This window comes from Larkinella arboricola (assembly GCF_003259745.1).
Taxonomy (GTDB): domain Bacteria; phylum Bacteroidota; class Bacteroidia; order Cytophagales; family Spirosomataceae; genus Larkinella; species Larkinella arboricola.
This window is the reverse complement of sequence record NZ_QLMC01000001.1, coordinates 712,120-727,526: the sequence shown is the minus strand read 5'-3', so window position 1 is coordinate 727,526 and position 15,407 is coordinate 712,120. Positions and strand designations below refer to the sequence as shown.

General features: G+C 52.0%; 13 protein-coding genes. 4 read left to right on the top strand and 9 right to left on the bottom strand.

Annotated elements, in window-relative coordinates; all coding sequences use genetic code 11:
• Nucleotides 1-119: 119 nt before the first annotated feature.
• Complete coding sequence (locus tag LX87_RS02970; RefSeq protein WP_111626672.1) at nt 120-362, top strand: type B 50S ribosomal protein L31; 243 nt, start codon at nt 120-122, stop codon at nt 360-362.
• A 76-nt stretch (nt 363-438) separates the two neighbouring features.
• Here the strand turns inward: LX87_RS02970 and LX87_RS02965 are convergent, their stop codons facing one another.
• The 5 genes from LX87_RS02965 to LX87_RS02945 form a co-directional block, all read right to left on the bottom strand.
• Complete coding sequence (locus LX87_RS02965) at nt 439-2,205, bottom strand: L-lactate permease (protein ID WP_111626671.1); 1,767 nt, start codon at nt 2,203-2,205, stop codon at nt 439-441.
• A gap of 175 nt (nt 2,206-2,380) precedes the next feature.
• The gene (locus tag LX87_RS02960; protein WP_111627458.1) at nt 2,381-3,898 is read right to left on the bottom strand and encodes a RagB/SusD family nutrient uptake outer membrane protein; all 1,518 of its coding nucleotides are present in this window, start codon (nt 3,896-3,898) and stop codon (nt 2,381-2,383) included.
• 57 nt (nt 3,899-3,955) lie between these two features.
• Nucleotides 3,956-7,384, bottom strand: coding sequence for a TonB-dependent receptor (locus LX87_RS02955; RefSeq protein WP_229310527.1), 3,429 nt, complete (start codon nt 7,382-7,384; stop codon nt 3,956-3,958).
• A gap of 56 nt (nt 7,385-7,440) precedes the next feature.
• Entirely contained in the window at nt 7,441-8,463 is a 1,023-nt protein-coding gene (locus LX87_RS02950; RefSeq protein WP_111626670.1) for a FecR family protein, read from the bottom strand.
• Nucleotides 8,464-8,607: 144 nt separating this feature from the next.
• Nucleotides 8,608-9,204: an RNA polymerase sigma factor gene (locus tag LX87_RS02945; protein ID WP_170139294.1), complete on the bottom strand. Its 597-nt coding sequence runs from the start codon at nt 9,202-9,204 to the stop codon at nt 8,608-8,610.
• A 313-nt stretch (nt 9,205-9,517) separates the two neighbouring features.
• On the opposite strand from LX87_RS02945, the gene LX87_RS02940 reads away from it, so the two are divergent.
• Nucleotides 9,518-9,712, top strand: a complete 195-nt coding sequence (locus tag LX87_RS02940; RefSeq protein ID WP_111626668.1) for a cold-shock protein — start codon at nt 9,518-9,520, stop codon at nt 9,710-9,712.
• Nucleotides 9,713-9,912: 200 nt separating this feature from the next.
• On the opposite strand, the gene LX87_RS02935 is transcribed toward LX87_RS02940, so the two are convergent.
• The 3 genes from LX87_RS02935 to LX87_RS02925 all read right to left on the bottom strand — a co-directional run bounded on the left by LX87_RS02935 (nt 9,913) and on the right by LX87_RS02925 (nt 12,071).
• On the bottom strand, nt 9,913-10,491 hold the full coding sequence (locus tag LX87_RS02935) for a peptidylprolyl isomerase (protein ID WP_111626667.1): 579 nt from the start codon (nt 10,489-10,491) through the stop codon (nt 9,913-9,915).
• Nucleotides 10,492-10,606: 115 nt separating this feature from the next.
• Complete coding sequence (locus LX87_RS02930; RefSeq protein WP_111626666.1) at nt 10,607-11,257, bottom strand: DedA family protein; 651 nt, start codon at nt 11,255-11,257, stop codon at nt 10,607-10,609.
• Nucleotides 11,258-11,279: 22 nt separating this feature from the next.
• Nucleotides 11,280-12,071, bottom strand: a complete 792-nt coding sequence (locus tag LX87_RS02925; protein ID WP_111626665.1) for a phosphosulfolactate synthase — start codon at nt 12,069-12,071, stop codon at nt 11,280-11,282.
• Nucleotides 12,072-12,213: 142 nt separating this feature from the next.
• Between LX87_RS02925 and LX87_RS02920 the strand changes: the two genes are divergently transcribed.
• Nucleotides 12,214-12,660: a PaaI family thioesterase gene (locus LX87_RS02920; protein ID WP_111627456.1), complete on the top strand. Its 447-nt coding sequence runs from the start codon at nt 12,214-12,216 to the stop codon at nt 12,658-12,660.
• Nucleotides 12,661-12,712: 52 nt separating this feature from the next.
• Here LX87_RS02920 and LX87_RS02915 read toward each other — a convergent pair whose 3' ends face one another.
• The gene (locus tag LX87_RS02915; protein ID WP_111626664.1) at nt 12,713-13,738 is read right to left on the bottom strand and encodes an aldo/keto reductase; all 1,026 of its coding nucleotides are present in this window, start codon (nt 13,736-13,738) and stop codon (nt 12,713-12,715) included.
• Nucleotides 13,739-14,026: 288 nt separating this feature from the next.
• On the opposite strand from LX87_RS02915, the gene LX87_RS02910 reads away from it, so the two are divergent.
• On the top strand, nt 14,027-15,379 hold the full coding sequence (locus tag LX87_RS02910; RefSeq protein ID WP_111626663.1) for a sensor histidine kinase: 1,353 nt from the start codon (nt 14,027-14,029) through the stop codon (nt 15,377-15,379).
• Nucleotides 15,380-15,407: the final 28 nt, after the last annotated feature.

The window sequence follows — 15,407 nt, the reverse complement described above, 5'->3', positions numbered from 1 at the left end:
GTTGTAAACCAAGTAGAAAGTCCTTATCTTTGCAGTCCTTAAAATCCACCACTCTACCCCAAGGCGTCGGTGGCAAGACATTCAACAACTGATTCATTTTTTGTATTTTTTATATTGTCATGAAAAAAGGCATCCATCCAGAGTACAGAGATGTTGTGTTCTGGGATCTGACCAGCGATCACAAATTTCTTTCCCGCTCGACCATTCAAACGAAAGAAACCATTGAGTTTGAAGGTAACACTTACCCGGTGGTTAAAGTCGAAGTAAGCTCGGAGTCTCACCCATTTTACACGGGTAAGAACGTTATGCTCGACACCGCGGGTCGCGTTGATAAGTTCCTGAAGCGGTACGGCAAGAAATAACCCGTACTGAACGCATTAAAAAAGCCGTCGCCCGAATCTCGGGCGACGGCTTTTTGCTTTCCGGACTACCGAACCACTAGCCAGCCAGCGCGGATGTTTCCTTCCTGCGCCGGGCTATTCGCCGAACAACAACCGAAAATACCACCAGAAGCAGCGCCAGAATCAGAAGATACGCGTAGCCCGCTGACAGATCGGGAACGGCAACGGCTTTTTTACTGGTCAGCATTTCGTAGGTCGGAATAATCCAGGTAATCGCGTAGGCCTGCGCCAGTGTAATGAAGCAGATGATGACCAGCATCAGAAAGCTGTGCGCAACTGTAAAGCGAAAGAGCTGCGATTCCTTGCCCACCAGATCGCCAGCCGCAGCCGCCACCGCAATGGATTGGGGCGAAATCATTTTTCCGACCACGCCCCCCGACACATTAGCGGCCACAGTCACCACCGGATCAACGCCGATGGTCTGGGCCGTCGCGTATTGAAGCTTACTGAACAGGGCATTGGCCGACGTATCGGAACCGGTAATGAAAACGCCCAGCCAGCCGAGTACCGGCGCAAAAAATGGAAACCAGGAACCGGTGTTGGCCAGAACAGCCGCCAGCGTCAGCGTAATGCCGGAATCGTTGACGATGTAGGCAAACCCCAGCACGGCGGCAATCGTCAGGATCGGAAACTTCAACTGATTAAGCGTATCCACAAACACCCGCGCTCCTTCGCGGTAGGTCAGTCCCACGAGCGGTATGGCAATTAAATCGGCAATCAGAATGGCGGTTCCGGCGGCAGACAGGTAGTTCACCTTAAAGATTTTAGGAATCGGATTGCCGTCCTGCCCCAGAATCGCGTTGTGCAGCCCCGGCACTTCGAATTGAAAAAAAACCCACGAATTCAGCACATCCTTAATTGGCTGCAACCCCCAGGCAATGATCATAATGGTCAGCACGATAAACGGTGACCATGCCCGGAGCACCTGCCCGCTGGTGTACGTGGTGGTTACAAACGTGGGTGCGGGTTCGTTGGCAAACCGCCAGACGGCTTTGGGTTTCCAGAACCGCAGAAAAACCATCAGGCAGATGATGGACCCCAATCCGGCAATGACATCGGGCAGCGAAGGCCCCAGGTAATTGGACGAAAACCATTGCAGAAAGGCAAACGACGCACCCGACACCAGCACCGCCGGAAACACCTCGGTGGCACGCTTGAAACCGGCCACAAGCGTCACCAGATAACACGGCAGAATAATGGACAAAATGGGCAGTGTGCGGCCCACCATCTGCGAAATCGGCATTTCCGGAATGTCCGATACCTGCGAGGCCACCGTGATGGGAATACCGATGGAGCCAAAAGCCACCGGGGCGGTATTGGCAATCAGGCAGATTCCGGAAGCGTAGAGCGGATTAAACCCCAGGCCCACCAGCATGGCCGCCGTAATGGCAACGGGAGCGCCAAAACCCGCCGTGCCTTCCAGAAATGAGCCAAAGGAAAACGCAATCAGCAGGGCCTGCAAACGCCGGTCGCCCGTAATCGACGCCATGAAATGCTTGATGATTTCGAACTGCCCGCTTCTGACGGTCAGATTGAAGAGAAAAACCGACATAATAACCAGCCAGCAGATTGGAAACAACCCGTACAGGGCCCCGTGCCCGATGGACAAAACCGCCAGTTTCAACGGCATTCCGTACACCAGCACCGCAAGCAGGGCCGCCAAAGCCGTAGCGATCAGACTGGCCTGATAGCCCTTCATTTTCTTGACGATCAACGCCCAGAAAATAAAGAGAATGGGCACAGCCGCGACCAGAACAGACAAGGCAATGTTATGGAAGGGGTCAATAACCTGTGTCCATTTCATGATAATCAAGACGTTTAAAAGGTAAAGGGCTGGAAAGTCAATGGTTTCAGCGTTAATAAAGAGGGAGAACGGCTTTTTCTAATCGGTTTCCCAAACCCGTACTGACGCCGATTTGCAAAAAAATACCCCGCTGAATACGTCCAGCGGGGTCGGGTTTAGGAGTACGTCAGAACCATCAGAAACCGGAGTTCTGCTGCAAGTTGCGGTTGTTGTCGATCTCACGCTTCGGAATGGGCAGCAGGAGCTGATTGGCCGTAAACGTTTTTCCGTAAACGGTCGTGTGGCCCACAAAATCATCCCACTTCTTGGTGATATCGTTGCGCACCTTACGCGTCCGGATCATATCAAACCAGATTTTACTTTCGAAAGCCAGCTCGAAATACCGCTCCGCCCAAACCGCCTGCTCGAACGCATCAACGTTTGTTGTTGTAACCGGGGCCAGTTTAGCCCGCGCCCGAACGTCGTTGAGAGCTTTCTGTGCTGCGGCATTAGGAGCGCCTTCCGCCCGGTTCGACGCTTCGGCGTACATCAACATCACGTCGGCCAGCCGGTAAATCGTGTAGTTGATATTTGCTTTGGAATCGTTGTCAATGGCCTGTTTATCAAAATACTTGTAAATGTAATAGCCGCCAAGCGCTAAAGAATCCCGACGCGGATCGCCCAGCGGATAATCCGACGGGTGCCCTTTGTAGTAGGTGTAGTAGAACTGCTTTTCCTGCGTCCGTTTGTCGCCTTTTTCGTAGCTCTCAACAAATTCTTTGCGCGGAATCAGCCCGCCGTATTCATCCGCGTAAGCCGCAATACCCCGGAAAGCGGGCAGCGTTACCGGCGTCATGCCGTTGTGCCGGATGTCTTTCTCATGCTGAACCTGAAGAATGAATTCCCCCTGGTTGCGGTTAGCCGGATTGATCATGTCGGTGTATTCCGGAAACAGCTTGTACGTACCGTTATCGATCACTTCTTTTGAGCGTTTAGCCGACTCGGCATAGTATTGATTACCCCCTCTAACCGGATAACCTGCATAGGTCAGGTAAACATCGGCCAGCAGGGATTTGACAGCGCCCATCGACATTCGGCCTTCGGTATCACGCCAGGGCAGGGTCGACTTCTCGGCTTCTAACAGATCCGGAATGATGATTTCGTCGTAAATCTCCTTCACCGGCGAACGGGGCGTCTGCACCTGGCTCAACTCCGTAATCTGCGCTGTAATCTTGGGAACATCGCCAAACATCCGGACCAACTGAAAATAATAGAGCGCCCGCATCGCTTTGGCCTCTGCAATCATGTTGGTTTTGGTAGCTGCGGGCAGGGTCGTAAACTCGCCCAGTTTCTGAATCGCCAGGTTAGCCCGGGTAACACCGGCGTATAGCCCCGCCCACCAGTTGTCGATGTAAAACGCCCGGGCGTCGTATTCCAGGTTGAAAAACTTGAACGCTTCGGTTTGGGAATTGCCGTCGGCTTTGCCGGTCATGAATTCGAGCAGGGACGCATTGTTGCCGCCCCATCCCCCACCGCCGTTGTTCCAGGTGCCAATGGTTGAGTAAGCGCCATTTACAAAAGCGCGGGCAATTTCCGGGCTGGATACCGAAGACGAGGTGGTTAGCGAACCCGTCGGATTTTCTTTCAAAAAGTCCTCGCAGGAAGTCAGCGTCAAACCAACGGCTGCCAGGGTATAAACAATATGTCTTTTCATAGTTGCAAAGTTGAGGTCCGGCGTTTCAAATGGATGAATTTGCCGAACGGTAAACAATTAGAACTGAACATTCAGACCGAGGCTGAAGGTCCGGGGCCGGGGATACTGGAAAAATTCGATATTCTGAATCAGCGGACCACCAAAAGCCGTTAGCGCTTCCGGATCGTAACCGGAATAATCCGAAATCAGGAAGAAGTTCTGTGCGCTGGCGTACACCCGCAACCGCTGAAAATTGAGCTTGCCAATTTTATTGGGCAGCGAATAACCAAACACCAGGTTCTGGCCCCGGATAAACGAACCGTCTTCCACCCACCAGTCGTCCATGGCGGTATCGTAACCTGCGTTGTAATGGCGGATTTCGGCAATCATGCTGTTCTGGTTTTCGGGCGTCCAGGCTCCCAGAACGGTCCGCGAGCTGCTGGCGATGGCCTGACGGTCTTCTACCGAGTGTTTCGTGGCATTAACGGTATTGACGCCCATCACAAACCGGATGTCGAACGACAGATCGAACTTGCCGAACTGGAACGTATTGCCCACGTTCAGGTTCCACTTGGGGTACGCCCGCCCGATGATGGTTTCGTCTGAACCGTCGATCTTACCGTCGTTGTTTAAATCGGCCCATTTAATATCACCCGGCAACCGGTTGTATTTGGCCGCCAGATCCGCTTCGGCCGTGCTGAACGTTCCTAACCGTTTGCGGCCCCAGAAGGTACCGATGGGCTGACCAACACGCAGAATGTTGGTCTGGCCCAGGAACCACGGTCCGGGAAAAATATCGTCGTTGTTGACGCCCAGTTTCAGGATTTTGTTTTTGTTGGTCGAGAAAGCCAGGTTGGTCGTCCAGGAGAAGTTATTCGTAGCGACGTTTCGGCTATTGATCCCGATTTCCAGCCCTTTGTTTTCAACCGACCCGATGTTTTGCGTCACAACAGCCAGCCCCGTTGACCACGGAATGGGCGCATCCAGCAGCAGGTCTTTCGTGATTTTGTGGTAGTAATCAATCGTCAGATCAAGGCGGTTGTTCAGTAAACCAATGTCGGCACCGATGTCCAGCTGGTTCGTAAATTCCCAGCGCAGATCCGGGTTTCCGAACGAACTCTGCCAGATACCGGTCTGGCGAACGCCACCCAGCAGCACATCACCCGTGCCAAGGAACTGCTGCGAACGGTATTGCCCGATTTCCTGGTTACCGGTTTTTCCGTAGCTGGCCCGCAGTTTCAGGTTCGACAGCCAGGAAACCGATTTCAGAAACTCCTCCTGACTCACGTTCCAGGCAATGGCCGCCGAAGGGAAGAAGGCGTATTTGTTGTTGGCTCCAAACTTCGATGCGCCATCGTAACGGCCTGTGAAGGTGACCAGATACCGGTCTTTGAAGTTGTAGTTTAACCGGGCGAAATACGAGTTCAGCGACCATTCCTGATCTTCGGATGACGGTTTTTGCAGGCTGGTTCCGACGCCGAGGTTATGATACCCCCAGAAATCGTCGATGAAATTCTGCGCAGCCGCCAGATACCGTTCCCACGAGCGTTTCTGCCACGACAAACCCGCCAGTGCCGAAATGGTGTGGTCGGAGTTGATGGTTTTGTTGTAGTTCAGGTAGTTTTCAAACTGCCAGTAATATTCCTGATTGCTCCAGATATCGGCCGTTCCTTTCTGGTCGGCCGACAGCGCGTTGAGGTCGCGGCCGGAATAGAAATTGTTTTTCTCGAATTTCAGCTCGTACCCGAAGTTACTGCGTAAGGTCAGTTCCGGCGAAAACGTCAGCAACGAATAAATCTGTCCCAGCATCTGGTTTTTGGGGTTGATCCGCAGACGCTGATTCGCAATCCGGACCGGGTTTTCGCCCCCTTCCATACCGGGCCAGTCTTTGTTGCGGCCCCAGCTTCCATCAGGATACTGAGTGGGCAGAATGGGAATCGCTTCCATCACCATCCGCGGAACGTTCAACCCGCCGGATGCGTCATCTACTTCGCGCTGATTCGTACGGTTCAGGAACATGCTGCCGCCTAGTTTCAGCCATTTTTTCACGTCGGTGTCGAGCGTAAACTTGGCCGAATACCGTTTAAACCACGAATTCAGCATCAAACCACCCTGATCAGTGTAGCCCAGCGACAGGCTATAGGACGTTTTTTCCGTACCTCCGCGCACGCCCAGTTCGTGGTTTTGCGCCCATGTTGGCTTGTACACTTCCCGCTCCCAATCCGTGTTGTATAAGGGTCTTCCGTTTGCATCGAACAGATTGGGGAAGTTTTTCGGATCATTCCGCACATATTTACCATCTGCAAAACCTTCCGGATCGTATTTCTGCGCGTTGTCATACGCCTTGTTGTATACCGCCATAAACTCGTCGGCCGACAGCGTGCCGAGGTATTTGGCCGGTGTAATATACGATCCCCAGGTATCGTAAGACACCTGTGTGGCTCCCGATTTGCCGCGCTTGGTCGTAATAATGATTACCCCATTGGCACCCCGGGCACCATAGATGGCCGTGGCGGAAGCATCTTTCAGAACCTCCAGCGACTCAATATCGTTCGGGTTGATCAAGTTAGCGTTCGTTACCCCAATGATTCCGTCAACGACATAGAGCGGCTCCAGGCTGGAGTTAATAGAACCAACCCCCCGAATCCGAACCCGGGGCTGATACCCCGGCGCCGACGACATCACGGCCACATCGACACCCGGAAGACGTCCCTGCAACGCCTGACCAATGTTCGTTGCCTGCCGATCAAGCAGTTTTTCACCTTTAATAGCGCCCACGGAGCCGGTCAGATCGCTTTTCCGGACCGTACCGTAACCAATTACGACCACTTCATCCAGGTTGCGGTTGTCCGATTCCATCGTGACGTCAATCGTGCTGCGGTTACCCACCGCGACTTCCTGCTTGGCATAACCAATCGAACTGAACACCAGCGTGGCGTTTCCGTCGGTTACATCCAGCTGAAAGGCGCCATTGGCGTCGGTGTTGGTTCCGCGGCTGGTGCCTTTTTCAACGACGTTCACGCCCGGAAGGCCCGAACCGTTGGCTTCTTTCACTACACCCCGCACGGTAAAAGCAACGGCTTGCGGCCGTTTTACGCTGGCGGTTTGCTCAGCCACCGGCGTTGCGGTTTCTGTAGCTGCGGTTTCCTTTTTAGATAAAACAATCTGATTATCGACTAATTCGTACGAGATACCCAGTGGTTTCAGCAACTGGTCCAGAACCTCGGCCAACCGGCCTCCCTGCGTCTGGAAGCTCACACGTTGCTCCTGGATAATACGGCTGCTGAACACAAATTTAATGTTGGCCTTCTTTTCAATCCGCAGCAAGGCATCCCGCAGGGTCACGTTTTCTACTTTCAGGGCTACTTTCCGACTCAGCTCATCCTGACCATACCGAGGGCCAGCAAAGGACGCGGAGGACAAAACCATCACCAGAAGCAGTTGAACGAAGGTCAACCGGAGCGGTAATGCATGGCCGCCTGGTGGGGCGTAGAATTGATTGCTCATAGCAGTGTTTAGTGAAACAGGTTAAAAATTGGGTATTAACTAAGAAAAGCGCACTATTAAAGGCAACCCGGACCATCGAGCACAATCTGCTGACCGTCAAGGGTGTAAGAAACATCGGTTGTTTTACAGAGTAAATTCAGGATGGCGGGCAGCCGCATATTGGTAAAGTCGGCCCGCAGTTTACAGTCTCGAAGGGCCGGGTTGCGGAAAAGAATCCGGACTCCAAACGTTGCTTCCAGCGCATCAGCGACCTGCCGCAGCGACGTCCATTCGAAAGCAATTGTAGTGGGTTCCCACAACTTGGGTTTGGCCGAGGGGGATAGGCCGGTTTTAGCCAGCGATTCGGCTGCCGGGTTAAAAAAAGCCTGTTGTCGGGCAGTCAGCAGAATTTTCTTCTGATCGGCAACACTCACGGCCACCTTGCCCGTAACGACCGAAACCTCAAAACGCGGGCTGTTGCGGTAGGCCCGCACGTTAAACGTCGTGCCCAGCACTTCGGTCTTGAGTTTTCCGGTCTGAATCACAAACGGACGGGTCGTATCCCGGCGGACTTCAAAAAAAGCTTCGCCCTCCAGTTGCACGTTCCGAACCGACGACGCAAACCGCTTCGGAACATGCAGTTTCGTAGCCGGATTTAGCCATACAACGCTGCCATCGCTCAGTTCCTGGCGCAGGATGGTTTTGCCCTTATTCTCCAGCGTGGCCAGTGGAGACGTCAACGAAGCAAGGGGCACGGGTGTTTCCGCCTGTTCCGGACGCTGAATTTGCCAGACGCCCACCGCCAGAATGATGACCGCAGCCGCCACGCCACTCAGGGTCCAAAGTCCGTTTTTGCCCGGCCACAGCCGACGCACAGACTTCGGCCTGGACTCACGGGTGCGGACTTCGATGCGTTGCCGGATTTCCTCCAGAATTTTATCAGCATGAGCCGGATTCTCCGTTTCGGGATGCGCCTGGGCTAAGTTCTGATGGTTTTCGAATGAGTCATACCAACGCTCTACCTGCCGGGCCTCTTCGGGTGAACAGCAGCCAACAAGGTATTTTTCCAGTAATTCAGGGGACGGGTAGTTGTTCTCCATTCTTTACAGGTTAATAGATTATGACGTTAAAATCCAACCTATTTACCTTAAGACGAACAACCCGGGGAAAAACCTTAGTCGATTTGACTAAATAGTATAAAAATTTTTACAACCAATCCGGCGGCAACCGGCCAGCGTCGTTTCTTATACCAGAAATAAGTTAAAGAGCGCTACGGTAACCACCGAATAATCTTTCAGTACATCCCGTAGCGTCGTGTGCGCTTTCAGCAGATGGCTTTCTACGGTTTTGGGGGCAATCTGGAGCCGTTCAGCAATGTCGCCCACCGAATAGCCCCGCTGGTGCAGCGTGTAAACCTCACGGCATTTATCGGGTAACTGGCCGACGGTCGATTCGTAGGCGCGTTGTAAATCGGCGTAGAAAATCTGTTGTTCCGTAGCGTTGGTAATCTGATAGTCAGGCTGAGCCAGTCGCTCAGCCGCAAAGCCGTCCTGCCGGGTCTGGGTTCGAAACCAGTCGATCACTGAATTGCGAAGCAGGGTTTGCAGGTAACTTTCGGGATTTTTCAGTTCGGGCAGCCGGTGCCGTTTGAACCAGAGATTAACAAACAATTCCTGAATAATCTCCTCGGTCACTTCCCGATTCTGAAGCCGTTTAAAAGCCGTATTGGATAACTTCAGGAAATAGCGATAATAGATTTCTTCGAAAGCCTGAGGGTCGTCCTGTTGCATCCGCTGAAACAAGCCGATATCCTCTTCCGTTTGGTAGTTTCTTTTCATCATCAGCTCATTAGTATAGGTTGGCGCGCTACCAATGCAATCCCAAATTATGGCTTTTTTTAGTAATATTACTACCATTTTAAGGAGAAAATACCGTTTAATCACTATCCAACCTGGGACTTTGCAATAGGTAGCTAACGGGGGTGAATATGAATTCGTGAAGAACTTCGTGTTTCACAAACGAACCTTCGGGCTTCGCGCGGTTTACCAAATTATTTTACGGGTTTTACGATCCTTACCATAATTTTTTCACAGAATGTGAGAACTACCGGGAAGAAAATCTTACCTTACGGCTCAATCTTATTTTTTTAAAGTTATGCCAACGGGTACCGTTAAATTTTTTAATGAAAGCAAAGGATTCGGGTTCATCGTACCCGATGACGCGAGTGGAGACATTTTTGTACACGTATCTGCTTGCCAGGATCAGTTACGGGAACGCGACAAAGTCACTTACGAAGTTGAGCGCGGGCCGAAAGGATTAAATGCCAAAAACGTAAAATTGGCTCACTAGAAACGAAAAGCCGGTTAGCGTGGAAGTCTTTCCTTTCTGAGCTAACCGGCTTTCTTATAACCTTGGGAGTTCTGACTCGGTTTCATCCTCTTTTCAGGCTCCCATCGATTTTATCCTGCCTTCACGGTATTTGTACTAGTCCCTATACGGTATCGTGCTGGCCTGAAAAAGTATGCTCTTAAAAAAGCGAAGCTGTTGCATCACTGGACCCGCCGGACACTCCGGATGACAATGGGGGTTTGAAGGAGTTGCGCGGAAGCCGCATCTGACCCGGTTTTACCCTGCTGAATCCGGCGCACCACGTCCATTCCTTCCACCACACGCCCAAAAGCCGCAAAGCCCTGGCCGTCAGGATTGCGTTTTCCGCCGAAATCAAGCTCGGGCTGGTCATTAATGCAGATAAAGAACTCGGAACTTCCGCTGTCGGGTTTGCCACGCGCCAGCGAGAGCGTACCATTTACGTGCTTCAGACCGGTTTTTTGGGTGGTTTCCTGCGGGATGGGCAGCAGTTGCCGGGTTGTGTCGTCCTGTAATCCGCCCTGAATAACCTCTATTTTTACGGGACTGCCGACCTGGTTATCCATCCGAACCACGCGGTAAAACCGGCTTCCATCGTACCGTTTTTCATCCACATACCGCAGGAAATTAGCCACCGTACCGGGCGCTTTATGCGCATACAAGTCAAGCACAATGGAACCGGCGTCGGTTTCAAGCCGGACGCGCTGGGCAAGAGCATTCCAGCTAACCAGTGCCAGCAGACCAATTAAAATGGATTTCATAGGCTTTTTGGGATGACGGTTTTCAAAGATAGGCCGATTCCAAAACAAAAACCGGGCGGCCCACCAGAACTATTTTCTGATGAACCGCCCGGTCGTATAAAAAGCCGGTCAATGATTAGGCCGTTGCCCGACGAAGCTTCGTTTTGACGAATTGAAAAATAATGGGCGCAATCGATAAACCGATAATACCGAAGATCACCAGCTCAAAGTTGTTTTTGATAATCGGAATATTTCCGAAGAGATAGCCCAGCATGGTAACACCGACTACCCATAAGATCGCACCGACGACACAATAGCCGATGTACTTCGTGTAATTCATGCTTCCGGCACCGGCCACAAACGGTGCAATCGTCCGGACAATGGGGATAAACCGGGCCATGATGACGGTTTTGCCGCCGTGTTTGTGGTAAAAATTCTCGGTTTCGGTGATGTATTCCCGCTTGAAAAACAGAATTCGCTCCCTCATTTTGATCTGATTCCCGAGCAGTTTACCGACAAAATAATTGACGTTATCGCCCATCAGAGCCGCAAGAATCAGTAACGGCATCATCAGCTTAACGTCCAGTGCTCCGGTTGAAGCGGCCAGTGCTCCGGCGGCAAACAACAGCGAGTCTCCCGGCAATAAGGGCATGACAATCAGGCCCGTTTCAACAAAAACGATCAGAAACAGAATGACGTAGGTCAGCGTGCCGTATTCGTTGATGATATCGGCCAGATGCTTGTCCAGGTGCAGAAAGAAGTCGAGAACCGACTGGATGAATTCCATATAAATTAAATAACTTGGTTGATTAATGGCTCGGCCCCAGACCATTCTGCCCAAGGCCATTGAGGAAGTGGCTAAAGGTATCACCGCGCAGACCTAACCGGATGGTTTCCAACGGAATAGCTTCGTTCGGAGAAATATTTCCTAAGTTCACATTCGCTCCCAGCAGTTTTACAAACCAGACCTGTTGTTCCTTCTGGGGAGCTTCCCAGATGATTTTTTCAAACGGAACCTGCGTTAAAATCTCTTCTACCAGCCCCTGCCGCACTTCTCCGCTCGACCGGAAGAGACCGACGGTTCCGCCTTCGCGGGCTTCGCCGATTACTTTCCAGGCTCCGGCTTCCAGTTCGGCTTTCATCAACTGAATCCATTTGTAGGGCGGAATGATCTTGGCTTCGTCTTTCGAGCCCACCTCCGATAAAACCGTTACCTGCTCGGCCAGCTTTCTGATGTAACCGCACTTTTCGTCCTGCTTCATTTCGATGGAGCCGTCCGAAACCTCGGCAAATTCCAGTCCGTAGACATCAAGCAGCCGCCGGTAGTCGTCAAACTGGTTCCGAACCACAAACGCTTCAAATAGCGTGCCACCAAAATAAGCCGGAATGCCGGCATCCTTGTAAACCTGCAGTTTCTCTTTCAGGTTGGGAGTTACAAACGACGTTGCCCAGCCCAGCTTTACAATATCGACATAGTCGGCAGATGTTGACAGAAAATCTTCGACTTGCCGGATACTCAGGCCCTTATCCATCACCATCGTCAACCCATGTTGACGCGGTTTCAGGGTCCTTTCCGGAATATGGGAAAGTGTATAATTCATTGTGAGGGGATAGCGTATAGGCGCAAAAAACGCCCAAAAGTAACACAAGTCCTGCTACCTCCCAAGAAAATCCATAAATTATACTTGCTTAAACCCCATTCGGCTTAGTTAAATGCTATTTTTACAAAAACATTCCTGTTTTATGTCCACATCCGAAACGAACCATCGCTTACTCTTTTTCCAATCCCTGATCGATCAGGATATGCAGCAAAGCCCCTCGCCGTTAGGTCGCTGGCTGAATGGGACGCTGCGGGCCGTGGAAGAAGGTTCGCTGACGATCGAATACACCGTTCGGGAAGACATGACCAATCCCATGCAGATTTTACATGGCGGGGCCACTGCGGCCATCATCGACGACCTGATTGGGATAACGGTTTTCGTGCTGGGCCGGGAATACCTGTATACGTCTGTTAATCTGAATGTTGATTATCTGTACAGCGCCCAACTGGGCGACATCATCACCGCGCAGTCGCGGATTCTGCGGGCGGGCAAAAACATTATTCATGCCGAATGCCTGATCACGGCGGAAGACGGCAGAATCATTGCCAAAGCGGCTTCCAATCTGGTTCAGACCTCGGTGAAACATTAAATACGTGGTATGGGGTATCCGGCACAGAACACCGGATACCTGAATCTGTCCATTATACCGGCAGCGGATTCAGATCCGGATTCATGCGCTGGTGCCAGTACGGATAAATCGTCGGTTTATCACTGACCGCATCCAGCCGGGCGACCTGCTCTTTGGTTAAATTCCAGCCCACCGCACCCAGATTCTGAACCAGTTGTTCTTCCGTCCGGGCACCGATGATAATGCTCGAAACCGTCGGGCGTTGCAGCACCCAGTTCAGGGCCACCTGCGCCACGGTTTTGCCGGTTTCGGCGGCCAGTTCGTCCAGCGTATCCATGATTGAAAACCAGTATTCTTCCGGAATCGGCGGGCCTTCGCCCCCACCCTGCGCAATTCGGCTGTCGGCGGGTGCGGGATTGTTCCGACGGTATTTCCCACCCAGTCGTCCGGCCGACAGCGGACTCCAGACCACGGTTCCGACCTTCTGATCAAGGCCCAGCGGCATCAACTCCCACTCGAACTCGCGGCTCAAAAGCGAGTAATACGCCTGATGAGCCACGTATTTTGCCCAGCCGTAGCGTTCCGAAATGGAGAGGGATTTCATCAGATGCCAGCCCGAAAAGTTGGAGCAGCCAATGTAACGCACTTTGCCGCTCTGCACCAGATCGTTCAGCGCGCTCAGGGTTTCGTCTACCGCCGTGTGCCCGTCGAAACCGTGCATATAATACAGGTCAATGTAATCGGTTTTCAACCGGCGCAGGCTGTCTTCGCACGATTTGATCAGCCGAAACCGCGACGAGCCAAAATCATTCGGGCCACTGCCCATTTTAAAGGTGGTTTTCGTCGAAATCAGGGCCTTGTCCCGCTTTCCGGTTAGTGCCTGGCCGAGAATTTCCTCGGACATGCCCCGCGAATAAACATCGGCCGTATCGAACATGGTCAGTCCCGCATCCAGACACAGATCGACCATCCGGGTTGCTTCGGCGACCTGCGTTGTTCCCCACGCTTTAAAAAACTCGGTGCCCCCGCCGAACGTACCGGTTCCAAAACTCAGGACCGGAACCTTCAGGCCCGATCCACCTAGTTGTCTGTATTCCATATGAGAAGCTCTAAAAAATTAAAAAATCAGGTTGTTGGCATTCGGTCAGTTATCAGTCTGATGGCCGTCAAGTTAGAAAATATCAGGTGCAAGTGGGGATCTTTGCCTAACTTTTCCCTCATCTAACCGTACCCACCAACAAAAAGCCGTGCGGTTTTTCCTTTCAAACAATCCGTGGGCTGCGACACTTAAACGGCGCGGGCCGACGATACACGTCATTGTAAGTCTTGGCTGGAAGCTTTAATTTGAGGGCCAAATACGGTTTTGCGCATCACCGTTTATATCCTTATGGAAATAGGTTCTTTTCTGATTGTCTTTTTCATGGTCCGGTACATCCGTACCTCACTTCAGACCGCCGAGCGGTTTCCGGAGTGGGACCGGATGCTGCTCATGGTGCAGTATGTAGCCACCGGGCTATTGGTTTCTGATATTTTTCTGGATTCTGATTTTACCAAATGGGTCTGGCATCTGCTGCTGATCGGCATGGTGGGAGCGGCTTACCTGCTGAAAGATTTCCGACCGGTTCGGAATGTCTGGCTGGCTGTCGGGCCGTTTATTTTGATCTCGCTGTTTGGCGACCTTGTTGAGTTGATTGTTCCGGATTTCTATGAAAGCATCAAAACGATGGTTGAAATTGCGGAGATGTTTTCCTTTATCTGGATGGTAGCCACCTGGTTTATCACCCGGAAGCAGCAGAAAGCCCTTGAAAAAGAACGACTGAAACGGCAGCAGGAGGAAGAACAGAACCGCATCATTGCCAGCCAGAACGTGATGCTTGAACAGATCGTTGCAGAACGGACTGCCGAACTGACCCGGCAAAAAGAAGAACTCGAACAAACCTTGACAGAACTGAAAGCCACGCAGGATCAGCTGATTCAACGCGAGAAAATGGCTTCCCTAGGCGAACTGACCGCCGGTATTGCCCACGAAATCCAGAACCCGCTCAACTTTGTCAACAACTTTTCGGAAGTCTCCGTCGAATTGATTGAAGAATTGAAGGAAGAACGGCAAAAAACCGACCGCGATGCGGGGCTGGAAGAGGAAATTCTGGCCGACCTTGCGCAAAACCTGCAAAAAATCAACCACCACGGCAAACGGGCCGACTCCATCGTGAAGGGGATGTTGCAGCACTCCCGCGCCAGTACCCACGAGCGCGAACCCATCGACATCAACAACCTGGCCGACGAATACCTGCGGCTGGCCTACCACGGGCTGCGGGCCAACGATAAGTCATTCAACGCCACCCTGCTGACCGATTTTGACAGCAACCTGGGAAAAGTTTCCGTTGTCCCGCAGGACATGGGCCGGGTGCTGCTCAACCTGTTTACCAACGCTTTTTACGCAACTGAAGAAAAACGGAAAACCGGTCTGGCCAACTACCAGCCCACGGTGCAGGTCATCACGCGACGCATCGACGGAGAAACCATCGAACTCCGGGTGCGCGATAATGGCTGCGGGATTCCGGCTTCCGTCCTGAACAAAATTTACCAGCCCTTTTTCACCACCAAACCCACGGGTCAGGGTACCGGTCTGGGCCTGTCGCTCAGCTACGACATTATAACCAAAGGACATGGCGGAGAACTGGTCGTTGAGACGGAAGAAGGGAAATTTACAGAGTTCACCATCCGGTTACCCACATAAAGACCGACTTTCCGTATCTTTGATAGTA

Coding starts and splice junctions, on each gene's coding strand:
- LX87_RS02925 (WP_111626665.1), bottom strand. CDS start 12,071: ATGAATTATACACTTTCCCATATTCCGGAAAGGACCCTGAAACCGCGT.
- LX87_RS02955 (WP_229310527.1), bottom strand. CDS start 7,384: ATGAGCAATCAATTCTACGCCCCACCAGGCGGCCATGCATTACCGCTC.
- LX87_RS02945 (WP_170139294.1), bottom strand. CDS start 9,204: ATGATGAAAAGAAACTACCAAACGGAAGAGGATATCGGCTTGTTTCAG.
- LX87_RS02940 (WP_111626668.1), top strand. CDS start 9,518: ATGCCAACGGGTACCGTTAAATTTTTTAATGAAAGCAAAGGATTCGGG.
- LX87_RS02915 (WP_111626664.1), bottom strand. CDS start 13,738: ATGGAATACAGACAACTAGGTGGATCGGGCCTGAAGGTTCCGGTCCTG.
- LX87_RS02930 (WP_111626666.1), bottom strand. CDS start 11,257: ATGGAATTCATCCAGTCGGTTCTCGACTTCTTTCTGCACCTGGACAAG.
- LX87_RS02920 (WP_111627456.1), top strand. CDS start 12,214: ATGTCCACATCCGAAACGAACCATCGCTTACTCTTTTTCCAATCCCTG.
- LX87_RS02910 (WP_111626663.1), top strand. CDS start 14,027: ATGGAAATAGGTTCTTTTCTGATTGTCTTTTTCATGGTCCGGTACATC.
- LX87_RS02970 (WP_111626672.1), top strand. CDS start 120: ATGAAAAAAGGCATCCATCCAGAGTACAGAGATGTTGTGTTCTGGGAT.
- LX87_RS02935 (WP_111626667.1), bottom strand. CDS start 10,491: ATGAAATCCATTTTAATTGGTCTGCTGGCACTGGTTAGCTGGAATGCT.
- LX87_RS02960 (WP_111627458.1), bottom strand. CDS start 3,898: ATGAAAAGACATATTGTTTATACCCTGGCAGCCGTTGGTTTGACGCTG.
- LX87_RS02950 (WP_111626670.1), bottom strand. CDS start 8,463: ATGGAGAACAACTACCCGTCCCCTGAATTACTGGAAAAATACCTTGTT.
- LX87_RS02965 (WP_111626671.1), bottom strand. CDS start 2,205: ATGAAATGGACACAGGTTATTGACCCCTTCCATAACATTGCCTTGTCT.